The 14,780-nt window shown below is 69.1% G+C and carries 15 protein-coding genes; 5 read left to right on the plus strand and 10 right to left on the minus strand.

Going from position 1 to position 14,780, the window contains the following annotated elements:
* Positions 1-3: 3 nt before the first annotated feature.
* The 4 genes from HPY32_RS14350 to HPY32_RS14365 all read right to left on the minus strand — a co-directional run bounded on the left by HPY32_RS14350 (position 4) and on the right by HPY32_RS14365 (position 3,033).
* Positions 4-855 (minus strand): MlaE family ABC transporter permease, encoded by an 852-nt coding sequence (locus HPY32_RS14350; RefSeq protein WP_067580725.1) that lies wholly within the window; start codon positions 853-855, stop codon positions 4-6.
* Between the two features lie 4 nt (positions 856-859).
* Positions 860-1,624 carry an MlaE family ABC transporter permease gene (locus tag HPY32_RS14355; RefSeq protein ID WP_067580723.1) on the minus strand — a complete coding sequence of 255 codons (765 nt, stop codon included), beginning with the start codon at positions 1,622-1,624 and terminating at the stop codon, positions 860-862.
* Positions 1,625-1,895: 271 nt separating this feature from the next.
* Positions 1,896-2,801: a 3-oxoacyl-ACP reductase gene (locus HPY32_RS14360; RefSeq protein ID WP_067580722.1), complete on the minus strand. Its 906-nt coding sequence runs from the start codon at positions 2,799-2,801 to the stop codon at positions 1,896-1,898.
* Between the two features lie 43 nt (positions 2,802-2,844).
* Positions 2,845-3,033, minus strand: a complete 189-nt coding sequence (locus HPY32_RS14365; RefSeq protein ID WP_067580720.1) for a ferredoxin — start codon at positions 3,031-3,033, stop codon at positions 2,845-2,847.
* A gap of 175 nt (positions 3,034-3,208) precedes the next feature.
* Here HPY32_RS14365 and HPY32_RS14370 point away from each other — a divergent pair, with 175 nt between their 5' ends.
* Together HPY32_RS14370 and HPY32_RS14375 are read left to right on the plus strand one after the other, a co-directional pair.
* A complete protein-coding gene (locus HPY32_RS14370; RefSeq protein WP_067580718.1) occupies positions 3,209-4,402 on the plus strand; it encodes an acyl-CoA dehydrogenase family protein in 1,194 nt (397 codons plus the stop codon).
* 27 nt (positions 4,403-4,429) lie between these two features.
* Positions 4,430-5,545 carry an acyl-CoA dehydrogenase family protein gene (locus tag HPY32_RS14375; protein WP_067580716.1) on the plus strand — a complete coding sequence of 372 codons (1,116 nt, stop codon included), beginning with the start codon at positions 4,430-4,432 and terminating at the stop codon, positions 5,543-5,545.
* Here the strand turns inward: HPY32_RS14375 and HPY32_RS14380 are convergent.
* Positions 5,534-6,094 (minus strand): AAA family ATPase, encoded by a 561-nt coding sequence (locus HPY32_RS14380; RefSeq protein WP_231951403.1) that lies wholly within the window; start codon positions 6,092-6,094, stop codon positions 5,534-5,536. The two genes, HPY32_RS14375 and HPY32_RS14380, sit on opposite strands and share 12 nt — an antisense overlap.
* A gap of 62 nt (positions 6,095-6,156) precedes the next feature.
* A complete protein-coding gene (locus tag HPY32_RS14385; protein WP_067580712.1) occupies positions 6,157-7,056 on the minus strand; it encodes an aldo/keto reductase in 900 nt (299 codons plus the stop codon).
* A 99-nt stretch (positions 7,057-7,155) separates the two neighbouring features.
* Between HPY32_RS14385 and HPY32_RS14390 the strand changes: the two genes are divergently transcribed.
* Together HPY32_RS14390 and HPY32_RS14395 are read left to right on the plus strand one after the other, a co-directional pair.
* Positions 7,156-7,746, plus strand: coding sequence for a TetR/AcrR family transcriptional regulator (locus HPY32_RS14390; RefSeq protein ID WP_067580710.1), 591 nt, complete (start codon positions 7,156-7,158; stop codon positions 7,744-7,746).
* Between the two features lie 84 nt (positions 7,747-7,830).
* Entirely contained in the window at positions 7,831-8,238 is a 408-nt protein-coding gene (locus HPY32_RS14395; protein WP_067580708.1) for a VOC family protein, read from the plus strand.
* On the opposite strand, the gene HPY32_RS14400 is transcribed toward HPY32_RS14395, so the two are convergent.
* The 4 genes from HPY32_RS14400 to HPY32_RS14415 form a co-directional block, all read right to left on the minus strand.
* Complete coding sequence (locus tag HPY32_RS14400; RefSeq protein WP_067580706.1) at positions 8,239-9,231, minus strand: sigma-70 family RNA polymerase sigma factor; 993 nt, start codon at positions 9,229-9,231, stop codon at positions 8,239-8,241.
* Positions 9,232-9,293: 62 nt separating this feature from the next.
* Positions 9,294-10,943: an acyl-CoA synthetase gene (locus HPY32_RS14405; protein WP_067580704.1), complete on the minus strand. Its 1,650-nt coding sequence runs from the start codon at positions 10,941-10,943 to the stop codon at positions 9,294-9,296.
* Between the two features lie 170 nt (positions 10,944-11,113).
* Positions 11,114-12,655: an acyl-CoA synthetase gene (locus HPY32_RS14410; RefSeq protein WP_067580702.1), complete on the minus strand. Its 1,542-nt coding sequence runs from the start codon at positions 12,653-12,655 to the stop codon at positions 11,114-11,116.
* Positions 12,656-12,685: 30 nt separating this feature from the next.
* The gene (locus tag HPY32_RS14415) at positions 12,686-13,723 is read right to left on the minus strand and encodes an LLM class F420-dependent oxidoreductase (protein ID WP_067580700.1); all 1,038 of its coding nucleotides are present in this window, start codon (positions 13,721-13,723) and stop codon (positions 12,686-12,688) included.
* A gap of 80 nt (positions 13,724-13,803) precedes the next feature.
* On the opposite strand from HPY32_RS14415, the gene HPY32_RS14420 reads away from it, so the two are divergent.
* The gene (locus tag HPY32_RS14420; protein WP_197696446.1) at positions 13,804-14,766 is read left to right on the plus strand and encodes a Zn-ribbon domain-containing OB-fold protein; all 963 of its coding nucleotides are present in this window, start codon (positions 13,804-13,806) and stop codon (positions 14,764-14,766) included.
* The last annotated feature ends 14 nt before the right edge of the window (positions 14,767-14,780 follow it).

Here is a 14,780-nt window from a genome sequence, read left to right on the forward strand (position 1 = left end):
CGCCTACCCGGAGAGATGGAAGTTGCCGGAGGTGCCGTAGATGGCCAGCGAGATCAGCAGCGTCACGCTCACCACCGCGACCAGCGACGCGCGCACCGCATTACCGACCGCGACGCCGACACCCACCGGTCCGCCCGCGGCGTGATAGCCGTAGTAGGTGTGGATCATCATGACCGCCAGGGCCATGAACAGTGCCTGCGCGAACGACCACAGAATGTCGCTGGGAATCAGGAACGTATTGAAATAGTGGTCGTACACGCCCGCCGACTGCCCGTAGATCACCACGGTCGCGAACCGGCTGGCCACGAACGACGCGATCACCGCGAGCGCGTACAGCGGCACGATCGCGATCATGCCCGCCAGCACCCGCGTCCCGACCAGGAACGGCACCGGCCGAATCGCCATGGACTCCAGCGCATCGATCTCCTCCGCCACCCGCATCGCGCCCAGCTGCGCGGTCGAACCCGCGCCGATGGTGGCGGCCAGGCCGATACCGGAGATGACGGGCGCGGCGATGCGCACATTGATGAAGGCCGCGAAGAATCCGGTGAGCGCCTCGACGCCGATATTGCCCAGCGAGCTGTAGCCCTGCACGGCAATGGTGCCGCCCGCGAACAGCGTCAGAAAGCCCACGATCACGACGGTGCCGCCGATGACCGCCAAAGCGCCGGTCCCCATGCTGATTTCGGCGATCAGCCGGATGGTCTCGGTGCGATAGTGCACCAGCGCCCGCGGCACCGCGGCCAGCGTCTGCGCATAGAAAAGGGCATGTCTTCCGACATTGTCGAGCGAGTCGGACATCCGGCGCACGCGTCGAACAGTACGCGGGAACCGGGATTCGATCACGAAAGCCATACCGTCACCGAGCCGTGAACTTGATCCCAACGGCGGTGACCACAACATTGACCACGAACAAAGCCATGAAGGAGAACACCACCGTCTGATTGACCGCGTCGCCGACGCTCTTCGGGCCGCCGCGCACGTTCAGGCCCAGGTAGCAGGCCACCAGACCGGCGACCAGACCGAACAGCGCGGCCTTTACTTCGGAGATCACCAGCTCCGGCAGATGGGTCAGCAGCGTGATCCCGTTCACGAAGGCCCCCGGATTCACCCCCTGCAGGAAGACCGAGAACAGGAAGCCGCCGACGATGCCGATCGTGCACACCAGACCGTTGAGCATCGCCGCGACGAACGTCGACGCCAGCACCCGCGGCACCACCAGCCGATGCACGGGATCGATGCCGAGCACCCGCATGGCGTCGATCTCCTCGCGAATGGTGCGGGCGCCCAGGTCCGCACACACCGCCGTGGCGCCCGCGCCCGCCACGATGAGCACGGTCACGATCGGGCCGACCTGGGTCACCGCGCCGAATGCCGCTCCCGCGCCGGACAGGTCGGCGGCGCCGATCTCGCGCAGCAGGATATTGAGCGTGAAGCTGACCAGCACGGTGAACGGAATGGCGACCAGCAGCGTCGGCACGATGGAAACCCGCGCCACGAACCAGGACTGGTCGATGAATTCGCGGCGCTGGAACGGCGGCCGGACCAACTCCCGCGCCACCGCGGCGGCGAGGTCGAAGAAGCCACCGACGGCCCGCAGCGGCACGGCAACGACCTCGTTCATCGCGCGCCTCCTTGCACCTCGCGTGTACCGCCGCGACGGGTGTCGAACCGAATCGCAACCGTCCCGAAGATTAGAACACGTTCACTGCTTTCAAGTACATGATTTGTCACTTTTCAACTGCCCTTTTTATTCGAGCAGCGACCTGAAGCTGGAACACGTTCACCAGATGTGCGGTGGGCATTCGCCGAGCACCGCACACCATCGAACCCATGTCTACCAACTCGCCGACTGCCGATCAACAGATCGACGGTAGTCGACGCCGCCGGTCGGCTCAGCCGAGGTTGTGCAACGACGCCGCGGAAAACGTACGACCCGAAGGACGTTCGGCGAAGTAATTTCCGAGCGCGTCGGCCAGTTCGGCATTCGACCATTCCGCACCGGCGGCGTCGAAGCGCCGCTCCACCTCCGGCGCGGCCATCAGCGCCACCATCGGCCCGTAGACCACGAAGACCTGGCCGGAGATCGCCTCGGCGGCCGGGCTCGCCAGGTAGGCGACCAGGCGCGCGACATGGTCGGGCGACAGCGGGTCCACGCCGTCGCCGGGCGCCGCGGCGAACACCCGCTCGGTCATGGCGGTGCGGGCGCGCGGGCAGATCGCGTTCGCCCGCACGCCGTAGCGGGCCAGTCCGCGCGCCGCCGACAGCGTCAGCGCGGTGATACCGGCCTTGGCCGCCGCATAGTTCGGCTGCCCCTCGGGACCGAGCAGACCCGCCTCCGAGGAGGTATTGATCAATCGGCCGTATACCGGTTCGCCCGATTGTTTCGATTTGCCGCGCCAGTACGCGGCGGCATTGCGGGACAACAGGAAATGACCGCGCAGATGAACCGCGATCACCGCGTCCCAGTCGTCGTCGGAGAGATTGAAAAGCATCCGGTCCCGGACAATTCCGGCGTTGTTCACCACGATGTCGACGCCGCCGAACGCCTCGTCGGCAACCGCGATCAGGCGGTCGGCGGTGGCGCGTTCGGCCACGCTGCCGGGAACGAATTCGGCCTTCGCGCCCAATGCCCGGATTTCGGCGAGCGTCGCCGCGGCGACCTCGCTGTCGACCAGATCGTTGACCACCACCGCGGCCCCGGCGCGGGCCAGCGCGAGCGCCTCGGCCCGCCCCAGCCCGGCACCGGCGCCGGTCACAATCGCCACTCGCCCGGACAGGTTCGGTTCGAATTCACCCACGCCGCGACTTTAGAACGCGTTTCAGTCCAGGGCAAGCACCGATTCACTCCAGCCGCAGCGCCGCCTTGGGGCACTGCGCGACGGCGGTCTCGACATCGGCGAGCCGGTCGGCGGGCACCTGCGCGACGGTGAGGTGCAGGACGTCCTCGTCGTCGAGTTCGAAGACGTCGGGGGCGATTCCGACGCAGATTCCGTTGGCCTCGCACTGGTCGTGATCGACAACGATCCTCATGGCTGACTCCTTTACCGCAGTTAGCGCCGAGCCTACAAGCCCGCCCCGGACGCCGCCGCCGAAATAAGCCGGGATTGCGGCCATACTGGAACATGTTCCAGTAGGTGTGCGATGATCGGGACAACCCCTTGACCCCATACCGGTCGGCTATCGACAACTGATGAGGTAAAGCGCCATGCGGATTGCGTACAGCCCCGAGCAGGAGCGGCTGCGTGCCGAGCTGCGGGAGTATTTCGCCGGACTGATCACGCCGGAGCGGCGGGCGGCGCTGTCCGCCCCGACGGGCGACTACGGCCACGGCGACGTCTACCGCGAGGTCGTGCGGGACATGGGCCGCGACGGGTGGCTGGCGCTGGGCTGGCCGAAGGAGTTCGGCGGCCAGGACCGGCCGATGCTGGATCAGCTGATCTTCACCGACGAGGCCGCGATCGCCGGTGCGCCGGTGCCGTTCCTGACGATCAACTCGGTGGCGCCGACGATCATGCACTACGGCAGCCCCGAGCAGAAGGCGCACTTCCTGCCGAAGATCGCGGCGGGCGAGCTGCACTTCTCCATCGGCTACTCCGAACCGGGCGCGGGCACCGATCTGGCGTCGCTGCGCACCACCGCGGTGCGCGACGGGGACGACTGGATCATCAACGGCCAGAAGATGTGGACCAGCCTGATCCAGTACGCCGACTACATCTGGCTGGCCGCGCGCACCGATCCGAATGCCAAGAAGCACAAGGGCATCAGCATGTTCACCGTGCCGACCACGGCCACGGGCTTCTCCTGGACGCCGGTGCACACCATGGCCGGGCCGGACACCAGCGCCACCTACTACCAGGACGTGCGGGTGCCGGGCACGGCGCTGGTCGGACCGGAGAACGGCGGCTGGCCGCTGGTCACCAATCAGCTCAATCACGAACGGGTGGCGCTGACCTCGGCCGCTCCCCTGGCGCTGGCGCTGAGCCAGACGGTGGACTGGGCCCGCGACAACAAGGACTCCACCGGCGCCCGCGTGATCGACGCCGAGTGGGTGCGGCTGAACCTGGCCCGGGTGCATGCCAAGGTGGAGTATCTGAAGCTGCTCAACTGGGAGATCGCGACGAGGGCCGACGCGGGCGGCGACGCCACCCCTCGGCCCTGGGACGCCTCCACCTGCAAGGTGCTCGGCACGGAGCTGGCCACCGAGGCGTACCGGCTGCTGATGGAAGTGCTGGGGCCGCAGGCGTATCTGCGCCAGGACTCGCCGGGCGCGGCGCTGCGCGGGCGGCTCGAGCGCATGCACCGCGCCTGCCTGATCCTCACCTTCGGCGGCGGCACCAACGAGGTGCAGCGCGACATCATCGCCATGACCGCCCTGAAGCAGCCCGCCGCCGCGCGCTGACACGGACTCGAAAGCTGGGTATTCATCATGGATTTCACTCTGACCGAGGGGCAGCGGGATCTGGCCCGCCTGACCGGCGAGGTGTGCGCGAAGCTGGTCACCGCGGATCGGCTGCGCGAACTCGACCGCGCGGCGGTGCGATTCGACGAGCAGCTGTGGCGCTCGCTGGCCGAGACCGGCGTGCTCGCCGCCGCGCTGCCGGAAGCGGTGGGCGGCAGCGATCTCGGGCCGCTGGAGCAGACCTGGGTGCTGCGCGAGCTGGGCAAGTACGTGGCCGCGGTGCCGTACCTGTGGTCGATCGCGCTGGGCGCGGGCACGCTGGCCCGCGTCGGGTCGCCCGAGCAGCGCGGACTGGCCACGAAAGCCGCTGCGGGCGAGACGATCCTGACCGTGGCGCTGTCCGAGGAGCGCAACTGGGAACCGGCCCGGCCGACCACCACGGCGACCGCGGACGGCGACGGCTGGACGCTGACCGGCACCAAGACCGCGGTCCCGTTCGCCGCGCAGGCGTCGCGAATCCTGGTGCCCGCCACGGTATCCGGCGCGGCGGCGGTGTTCCTGGTCGATCCGGCGCGGCCGGGCGTGCGGGTGCGCCCGCAGCAGGTGGTCGATCGCGGCCCGGAGGCCGAGCTCGAATTCGACCGTGCCCCGGCCGAATTGGTGGGCACCGTCGAATCCGGTGCGCGGCTGCTGGACTCGCTGCTGTCCACCGCCTGGCTCGGCCTGGCCGCCCAGCAGCTGGGCACCCTGGAGCGCGCCCTGGACCTGGTGGCCGAATACGCCCGCGAGCGTGAGCAGTTCGGCCGCAAGATCGGCGGCTTCCAGGCCGTCGCCCAGCGCCTCGCCGACGGCTACATCGACCTGCAGGGCCTGCGCCTCACCGTTACCCAGGCCGCCTGGCGCCTGTCCGAGGGCCTCCCCGCCGCCGCCGAGATCCACACCGCCAAGTTCTGGGCCGCCGACGCGGGCCACCGCCTGTCCCACACCGTCGTCCACATCCACGGCGGCGTGGGCATCGACCGCGACCACATAGTCCACGCCTACTTCACCGCCGCCAAACACAACGAATTCGCCCTGGGCGGAGCAACGGACCACCTCCGCGCCATAGGCGAGCTATTGGCCGAGGACGCCTCAGCGGTGTAGGGGGCGGGCGGCGAGGATGCGGTCCACCGTCTCCTCGACGGTGAGATCCGAAGAGTCCAGCCATAGGCCGAGGTGTGGGGTGTCCTCGCGGAGGATCGCGTCCAGGTCGGCGATGGTGTAGGAGCCGTAGGCGGTTTTGGCGCGGGCGGACTCTCGTTGCGCGACGACTTCGGGGCGGGGAGCGAGTACCACGACGTAGAGGGGGCGGGTGTGGATGCGGTCGATCAGGTAGGACAGTTCGGGGCCGAGGATCACGTCCTGGACTATCGCGGTGAAACCGGCCCCGGCGTACTCGTCGGCGGATCGGGCGGCGAGGCGGTATCGAAGCCGCAACTGCCGCAGTGCCTCCGGGCTCGGGTCGGGAGACATCTCCACGCGCCCGCCGACCATGAACCGCCGGAAGGTGTCGCCGCTGATGTGGGCGGAGCGCGGTAGCCGCTCGGCCAGCGCCTGCGCCACGGTGGATTTCCCGGCGGCCTGGACGCCGGTGATCACGTACACCGCGCCGAAGCGCCCGCCGCGATCGGGTTCGGATCGGGTCTCGCTCACCATCGCACGCTATCGGTCGTCACGGCCTGTGCGCACCCCACTTTCGCTGCTGAGCGACCGTGTCACGCGCCGATGCCGGTCAGCACGGCCAGGTCGTCGGCGGCGAGCCGGACCGCGCCCGCACCCATGTTCTCCGCCAGATGATCCGGATCGGAGGTGCCGGGGATCAGCAGCGTGTGCGGGTAGTCGGCCAGCAGCCAGGCCAGGCCGACCGCGACGGGGGCCGCATCCAGCCGCGCGGCGATCTCGCGGACCACGGGATGGTCGGTGACCTTGGGGTAGCCGGGGAAGGCGGAACCCAAGGGGAAGTAGGGAACCCACGCGATATCGTGCGCGCGGCAGACCTCCAGCACCGGGGCGGCGGCGCGGTCGAGCAGGCTGTAGGCGTTCTGGACGCAGACGATGCCCGCGGGCAGGGCGCGGCGGAGCCGGTCGGCGTCGACCTGACTGAGGCCGATCGCGCCGATCTTGCCCGCGTCGCGCAGCGAGATCAGTTCGGCCAGTTGGCTGTCCAGGTCGACGAGCTGGTCGCCCTCGGCGCGCAGGCCCGGCGAGGCGTCGAGGCGGCGCAGGTTCACCACCGCCACCTGCTCCACCCCCAGGGTGGCCAGGTTCGCCTCGACCTGCGCGCGCAGCTCCCCGGGCCGCTGCGCCGCGACGATCGCCGAATCCCGAAGCGTCGCACCGACCTTGGTGACCAGCGTCAGCTCCTCCGGATAGGGCGCCAGCGCCGCGCGGATGAGCTCGTTGCAGGTGCCCGGGCCGTAGAACTGCGCGGTATCGATGTGGTTCACGCCGAGGTCCACGGCCCGGCGCAGCAGGGCGACGGCCGCGGCGCGGTCGGTGGCCGCTCGGCCCGGCCGTTCGGCGAGTTGCATGGCGCCGAAGCCGATCCGGGCCACCGGTCGCCCGCCGAGGGCCGCGATTCCGCCGGGGGCGCGCAGGGGTGGCGGGTTTGTCATGTGCATCGTCCTGTTCCCCGTGGAATAGTCGGAAGCGAGGGATATGCGGAGGAGTCTCCGCTTAAGGATCGAGCGTAGCAGAAACGGAGGACACTCCGCTTGGTAACGAGCAGGAAGAACACCGGCGCACCGAAGACGGCCAAGCCGGTGCGCGCCGACGCGCACCGCAATCGCGAACGGCTGCTGGAGGTCGCCCGGCGCGTCTTCGCCACCGACGGCAAGGTCACGCTGGACTCGATCGCCCGCGAGGCGGGGGTGGGCATCGGCACCCTCTACCGCCACTTCCCCACCCGCGAGGCCCTGATCGAGGCGGTGTACCGGGCGGAGATCCGCAGGCTGTGCGACAGCGCCACCGAGCTGGCGCGGACCACCCGCCCGGCCGACGCCGCCCTGCGCGCCTGGATGGACCGATTCGCGGATTACATTGCCGCCAAACGCGAAATGGCGGATGCGCTGCGCGTCGCCGTCGCCTCCGGGGCGATCACCCGCGAGGGCGTCCGCGCCGAGTTGTCCACGGCCGCACAGGATCTGCTGGACGCCGGGGCCGCGGACGGCACGCTGCGCCCGGACGCCCGGGCCCAGGATGTGGTCGCCGCGCTGGTCGGGGTCTTCCTGGCCTGCGGTCCCGACCAACGCGCGCAGGCGGATCGGCTGATGTGCCTGCTGGTGGACGGGCTACGCCCGCGGTGACGGCCGTCCGATGAGATTGCCCGGCCCGGCTCGTCGGTACTGACGTACGTACGTGAATCGACCGCGCAGTCGAGAGGACCGAGCATGGCCAGCAAGATGATCTTCGTCAATCTTCCCGTCGCCGATCTGGAACGGTCCAAGAACTTCTACGAGGCGCTGGGCTGGAAGGTGAACCAGGACTTCACCGACGAGAACGCGGCCTGCGTCGTCGTCGACGACAACATCTGCCTGATGCTGCTGGTGAAGCCGTTCTTCGGCACGTTCACCGCACGGCCCATCGCCGACACCGCCGCCACCACCGGCTCCATCTACGCGCTGGCGCTGGGCAGCGCCCAGGAGGTCGACGACCTCACCGCCTCGGCCGTGCGCGCCGGTGCGACCGAGCTGGTGGACGAGGTCAAGCGCGCCCAGGAGGCGGCGGTCGGCATGCACGGCCGCGCCTTCACCGACCCGGACGGGCATCACTGGGAACCGTTTTGGATGGTGCGGTGACTACACCCGCAATTCCGGCGGCAGGCCGAAGAGGGGGAACAGGCGGGCGGTGTCGAGGAAGAAGTTCAGGCCGCCGATGCGGTCGCCGTCGAGCTCCAGGACCGTGACCGACCACGGGACCAGGACGGCGGGGTCGGTCTCGCTGGGCTTGTAGTGGCCGAAGGCGGGCAGGCCGTTGGCGCCCTCGAGCGGGACCATCCGCGAACCACGGCAGCCCTCGCCGGTGGTCAGCATGAACCGGGCGACATTGTCCGGGCCGCAGACCCACAGGTCGAACGGCGGCATGGACAGCGCCACATCCTGTTTCAGCAGGGTGGTGAGCGCGTCCATGTCGTAGGACTCGAAGGCCCGGACGAAGCCGTCGACGAGTCGGCGCTGCTCGGCGTCGGACTCGTCGTAGACCGACGATGCGGCCGATTGCACCTTGGACATGGTGGCGCGGGCGCGCTGCAGGGCGCTGTTGACCGAGGCGGGCGACATCATGAGCATGTCGGCGGTCTCGTTGGCGGAGAAGCGCAGCACCTCGCGCATGATGAGGATGGCCCGCTGGGTGGCCGGAAGATGTTGCACGGCCGCCACGAACGCCAGCCGCAGCGAATCCTTCGCCGAGGCGTGCTCGGCCGGGTCGGCGCCGAAGGCCAGGCTGTTGGGGATCGGCTCGATCCACACGTAGTCGGGCTGCGGCGGGGGCATGGGGCCGTCGGGGGTGGACGGGCCCGACAGGTCCATCGGGCGGGCCCGGCGCTGCGGGCCGTCCAGCATGTCCAGGCACACATTGGTGGTGATCTTGTACAGCCAGGAGCGCACGCTGGACCGGCCCTCGAACGAGTCGAACGCCTTCCACGCGCGGGTGAACGTCTCCTGCACGGCGTCCTCGGCCTCGAACGAGGAGCCCAGCATCCGGTAGGCGTACGCGCACAGCTCGCGCCGATGCGCCTCGAACTGGTGCAGCGCCTCGTCGACACTGCCCGCGGAACCGGCCGTCTTGCTCATGTCTCACACTGTGGCACAGCCCTCCGACAAGAAACAGACCGCGAGCGAACCGGTCGGCCCGCCTACTTCGCCGAAGCCGGAGCGTCCTCGTCGGCGGGGTGGGCGGCCGCGTGGTCCTGGGCCCAGCGGTAGTTCGGTTTGCCCGCGGGAGATCGCTTGATCTCGTCGACGAACCAGAGGGTGCGCGGGAGTTTGTAGGCGGCGATCTCCCGGGTCAGGACCGGGCGCAGCTCCTCCAGGCTGGGGCGCTTGCCGCCGCGGCACTGCACGACCGCCGCCACCCGCTGGCCCCAGCGCTCGTCGGGGACGCCGATGACCAGCGCGTCGAAGACCTCCGGATGACACTTCAGCGCCCCCTCGACCTCCTCCGGGTAGATCTTCTCGCCGCCGCTGTTGATGCTCACCGAGCCGCGGCCCAGCATGGTGACGGTGCCGTCCTCCTCGACCCGGGCGAAGTCGCCGGGGATGGAGTAGCGAATCCCGTTGAACTCCTTGAACGTCGCCGCGGTCTTCACCGGGTCGTTGTAGTAGCCCAGCGGAATATGGCCGCGGCGCGCGATCAGCCCGACCTGTCCCGACCCCGGCCGCACCGGGTTGCCGTTCTCGTCGAGCACCTCGGTGGACGCATCGATCTTCACCCGCGGCCCGCCGGTGTGCGTGGCGCCCTTGGCGACCATCGACAATCCGCCGAATCCGGTCTCCGAGGAGCCGATCGAGTCGGTGATCACGGTGTTGGGCAGCAGCTCGATGAACTCGTCCTTGAGCGTCGGCGAGAACAGCGCGGCGCTGGACGCCATCGCGTACAGGTTCGAATGCCGGTACGGCTCACCGGTTTCCGGGTTCCCGGCCTTCAGCGCGTCGAGCATCGGCCGGGCCATGGCGTCGCCGGTGATGAAGATCAGGTTCACCGTGTGCCGGTCGATGGTCTGCCACACGCCGTGCCCGCTGAACTCCGGCACCATGACGGTCTTGCCACCGTCGAACAGGCCGTGGAACGTCGCCCACTGCGAGCCGCCGTGGATCATGGGCGGGATCGGGTAGCGCACCATCTGCGGATTGCCCGCGCCGGTCTTGGCCTGATGCCACTCGTCCTGGATGCGCTCGCCGGTAATGAAATTGATGCCGCCGCCGAGCACCCGCCACACGTCCTCGTGCCGCCACATCACGCCCTTGGGCATGCCGGTGGTGCCGCCGGTGTAGATCATGAAAATGTCGTCGGGCGAGCGCGGCGCGAAATCCCGTTCGCCGGAGACGGTCGCCAGTGCCGCTTCGTATTCCGCCGAATCGGCCGCGGTCGGCACCTGCCCCGAGGTATCGTCGTCCACCACGATCACCGTGTGCAGCTTCGGCGCCTTCGCACGGACAGCGGACACCTTCTCGCTGTAGCGGCGCTCGTGAATCAGCGCGACCATATCCGAATTGTCGAAAATATACTGCAACTCGTTCTCGACGTATCGGTAGTTCACGTTGATCATGACCGCCCGCGCCTTGAACACCGCGACCATGGCCTCGACGGCCTCGATGGTGTTGCGCGAGTAGATGCCGACCTTGTCGCCCGGCCGCACCCCCCGTTGTTGCAGGTAGTGCGCGAGCCGGTTGGTCCGGTCCTCCAGCTGCGCATAGGTCCGCGCGCGGGTGTCGTCGGCCAGCGCGACACGGTCCGGCACGAGGTCGACGGCGTGTTCCACAAGATCGGCTATGTTGTAGCTCACAGATCAAAAATAGAACGTGTTCTTATGCCTGACAAGAGGTGATTTACCGACCGGGATCCGCGAATCCCCGCGCGCGCCGGGAACTTTCACGCACAACCCCGACAGCCCGCCCGGAAAACCGGGCGGGCGTATCGATTCGGCGATTCCGGAGCGGATTCGAATCGAATCTGCTATGCGCTCACATACCGCTCACGCAGTTTGCGCTTGTACAGCTTGCCGTTCGGATCGCGCGGCAGTTCCGGCAGATAGTCGATGCTGCGCGGGAGCTTGTATTTCGCGAGCCGCCCGGCCGCGAACTCGAGCAGTTCCCGGGTGAGCTCGTCGCTGCCCGACACCCCCTCCACGGGTTGCACGACGGCCTTGACCTCCTGCCCCCAATCCGCGTGCGGGATACCGAAAACCGCGACATCGGCAACCTTCGGATGGGTGATCAGCTCGCCCTCGATCTCGGCCGGGTAGATGTTCACCCCGCCGGACAGGATCAGATCCGAGCGGCGGTCGCACAGGTACAGGTAGCCGTCCTCGTCCATGTACCCGATGTCGCCGACGGTGAACAGGTCGCCGACCCGCGCGTCCTCGGTCTTGGCCCGATCCTTGTGGTACTCGAACGAGGACCCGCCCATGCGCATGTAGACCTGACCGGTCGCGCCGGGCGGCAGTTCGGTCCCGTCCTCGCCGAGCACCTTGACCACCGCGTACGGCCACGCCTTGCCGACCGAGCCCGGCTTGCGCAGCCACTCCGCGCCGGTGATCGAGGTGCCGCCGCCCTCGGTGGCCGCGTAGTACTCGGTGACCACCGGGCCCCACCACTCGAGCATGCGGCGCTTGGTCTCCTGCGGGCACGGCGCGGCGCCGTGGATCATGCAGCGCAGCGAGGACACGTCGTACTTCGCGCGCACCTGTTCCGGCAGCGCCAGCAGCCGGTGGAACTGGGTCGGCACCATGTGGCTGTGCGTGACCCGGTGCCGCTCGATCAGCCGCAGCATGTCCTCCGGATCCCACTTGTCCATCAGAACGACCGTGTGCCCCAACTGGATCGAGATCGAGGCGAAGTTCAGCACCGCGGTGTGATACAGCGGCGAGCCGCAGATGTGCACGTGATCGTCGAACGGCCGGATGCCGAACAGGCCGAAGAATCCGGTCGCCTGCGGGCCCACCTGATCCGGGTCGGCCCCGGTGAGCGGGCGCCGAACGCCCTTGGGGCGGCCCGTGGTTCCGGAGGTGTAGAGCATCGGCGCGCCGGTGGTGCGGGTATCGGGCCGTCCCGTCTCGCCCGCGCCCAGCTCCGCCAGCGGCCGGAAACCGTCCACCGCGCCCACGGCGTAGCGCGCCTCGCCCGGCAGGTTCGCCTCGTCGGCGGCGACGCGGGCGGCCGCGGCGAAGCGCTCGTCGGCGATGAACACCTTGGCCTCGCTGTCGCCCAGGATGTAGGCGACCTCCGGGCCGGTGAGATGCCAGTTCACCGCCACGATGTACAGGCCCGCCTCGTAGGCGGCGAAGTACACCGCCAGCGCCTCCGCGCAGTTGTGCACCATGGAGACCAGCACGTCTCCCGGTTGTAATCCCTTGGCCTGCAACCCCCTTGCGAGTCTGTCGGCCTGGGCGGCCAGCTCTCCGTAGCTCACCCGCAGCCCCGACGGATCGACGACCGCGATCCGTTCGGGTGCAGTGGCGGCAATGTTCCACAGTCCCAGCTTCTGCGCCGGCTCCATCGAAGTCACTCCTCGAATCTAGAACGTGTTCTACAACCGGACAAGGGGCGCCAACCGGCGCAGCTGGTCGGCGTCGCGGGCGGTCACCAGCAGCATGCCGACCCCCGCCTTCTCCCAGACCCGCAGCTGCGCGCGCACCTGCGCCTCGTCGCCGATGATCGCGGTGTCCAGGACCAGCTCGTCCGGCACGACCGCGGCGGCCTCGGCCTTGCGCCCGGCGCGGAACAGCCGGGTGATCTCGTCGACCTCGGTCCCGTAGCCCATGCGCCGGTAGACCTGGGCGTGGAAGTTCAGCTCCTCGGCCCCCATGCCGCCGATGTACAGCGCCATGACGGGTTTGATCCGCTCGATCTCGGCCCGGGCATCGTCGGTGACGATGACCTGACAACTCGCGGCTATCTCGAAGTCGGCCCGCGAGCGGCGCGCGCCCGGGCGCGCGAATCCCTCGTCGAGCCACTCGTCGTACATGCCCGCCAGCCGGGGCGTGTAGTAGATGGCCAGCCAGCCGTCGGCGATCTCGGCGGTCAGCGCGACATTCTTCGGACCCTCCGCACCCAGCCAGATGGGCAGATCCGCGCGCAGCGGGTGGGTGATCGGCTTGAGCGGCTTACCCAGCCCGGTCGCGCCCAGACCCCGGTACGGCAGCGGATAGTGCGGGCCGGAGTTGGTCACCGGGGCCTCGCGGGCGAGCACCTTCCGAATGACACCGACGTACTCACGAGTCCTCTGCAACGGCTTGGCAAACGATTGCCCGTACCAGCCCTCGACCACCTGCGGACCCGAGACGCCGAGCCCGAGAATGTGCCTGCCGCCGCTGAGGTGATCGAGCGTCAGCGCCGCCATGGCGGTGGCCGCGGGCGTGCGCGCCGACAGCTGCGCCACCGAGGTGCCCAGCCGGACCCGGCTGGTCCGCGCGCCCCACCAGGCCAGCGGCGTGAACGCGTCCGACCCCCAGGACTCGGCCGCGAAGACCGCGTCGAACCCGATCTCCTCGGCGGCGTCGACCAACTCCCCCACCCCGCCGGGCGGGCTCGCACCCCAGTACCCGAGTTGCAGTCCGAACCGCATGATCGACCTCCTGTCGGGACCTACCCTTGCCACCAGAATAAGAACCTGTTCTACTCGATATCGTGACTCAGGGGAACACCATGACCGGCGCAATCGCCGATGTGCTCGCCGCCGAATTGCGCATGACGTTCGACTACACCCGCTCGGTGGGACCGACCGTCGGCCGGTTCCTGACCGGGCTGCGCGAGGGCCGCATCGTCGGCGTGCGCGGCTCGGATGGACGGGTGCTGGTGCCGCCCGCCGAATACGATCCGGTCACCGCGGCCCCGCTGACGGAGTTCGTCGAGGTCGCCGACGTGGGCACCGTGCGGACCTGGACGTGGGTGCGGGATCCGCTGCCGGGCCAGCCCTTCGACCGCCCGTTCGCCTGGGCGCTGATCCAGCTCGACGGCGCGGACACCACGCTGCTGCACGCGGTCGACGTCGCCGCGCCCGGGGACATCCACACCGGCCTGCGGGTGCGGGTGCGCTGGGCCGCCGAGCGGACCGGCGGCATCCACGACATCGCCTGCTTCGAGCCCGGCGATACCTCCGCGCGACCGGCCGATTCCGTTGCCGGAGAACCGGTTACGGGTATCGTCACCCCGATCGACCTGCGCTACAAGCACACCGCCTCGCCGCAGGAGAGCGGTTACCTGAGGGCGCTGGCGGAGGGGCGGCTGATCGGCGGGCGGGCCGACGCCGAATCCAAGGTGTACTTCCCGCCGCGCGGCGCGGATCCGATCGACGGCCGCCCCACCGACGACATCGTCGACCTGCCCGATACCGGCATCATCACCACGTTCTGCATCGTGAACGTGCCGTTCCTGGGCCAGAAGATCAAGCCGCCCTTCGTCGCCGCCTACATCCTGCTCGACGGCGCGGACATCCCGGTGCTGCACCGGGTGCTGGGCTGCGACCCGGCGCAGGTGCGGATGGGCATGCGGGTGAAGGCGGTGTGGAAGCCGCGCGAGGAGTGGGGCTACACCCTCGAGAACGTCGACCACTTCGAACCGACGGGCGAGCCGGACGCGGAGTACGCCACCTACGCCCACCATCTGTAGAGAGGCGCTGACCT

The organism is Nocardia terpenica, assembly GCF_013186535.1.
In the GTDB taxonomy this organism is placed as follows: domain Bacteria; phylum Actinomycetota; class Actinomycetes; order Mycobacteriales; family Mycobacteriaceae; genus Nocardia; species Nocardia terpenica.

Coding starts and splice junctions, on each gene's coding strand:
- HPY32_RS14350 (WP_067580725.1), bottom strand. CDS start 855: ATGGCTTTCGTGATCGAATCCCGGTTCCCGCGTACTGTTCGACGCGTG.
- HPY32_RS14355 (WP_067580723.1), bottom strand. CDS start 1,624: ATGAACGAGGTCGTTGCCGTGCCGCTGCGGGCCGTCGGTGGCTTCTTC.
- HPY32_RS14365 (WP_067580720.1), bottom strand. CDS start 3,033: ATGAGGATCGTTGTCGATCACGACCAGTGCGAGGCCAACGGAATCTGC.
- HPY32_RS14370 (WP_067580718.1), top strand. CDS start 3,209: ATGCGGATTGCGTACAGCCCCGAGCAGGAGCGGCTGCGTGCCGAGCTG.
- HPY32_RS14375 (WP_067580716.1), top strand. CDS start 4,430: ATGGATTTCACTCTGACCGAGGGGCAGCGGGATCTGGCCCGCCTGACC.
- HPY32_RS14385 (WP_067580712.1), bottom strand. CDS start 7,056: ATGACAAACCCGCCACCCCTGCGCGCCCCCGGCGGAATCGCGGCCCTC.
- HPY32_RS14395 (WP_067580708.1), top strand. CDS start 7,831: ATGGCCAGCAAGATGATCTTCGTCAATCTTCCCGTCGCCGATCTGGAA.
- HPY32_RS14400 (WP_067580706.1), bottom strand. CDS start 9,231: ATGAGCAAGACGGCCGGTTCCGCGGGCAGTGTCGACGAGGCGCTGCAC.
- HPY32_RS14410 (WP_067580702.1), bottom strand. CDS start 12,655: ATGGAGCCGGCGCAGAAGCTGGGACTGTGGAACATTGCCGCCACTGCA.
- HPY32_RS14415 (WP_067580700.1), bottom strand. CDS start 13,723: ATGCGGTTCGGACTGCAACTCGGGTACTGGGGTGCGAGCCCGCCCGGC.
- HPY32_RS14420 (WP_197696446.1), top strand. CDS start 13,804: ATGACCGGCGCAATCGCCGATGTGCTCGCCGCCGAATTGCGCATGACG.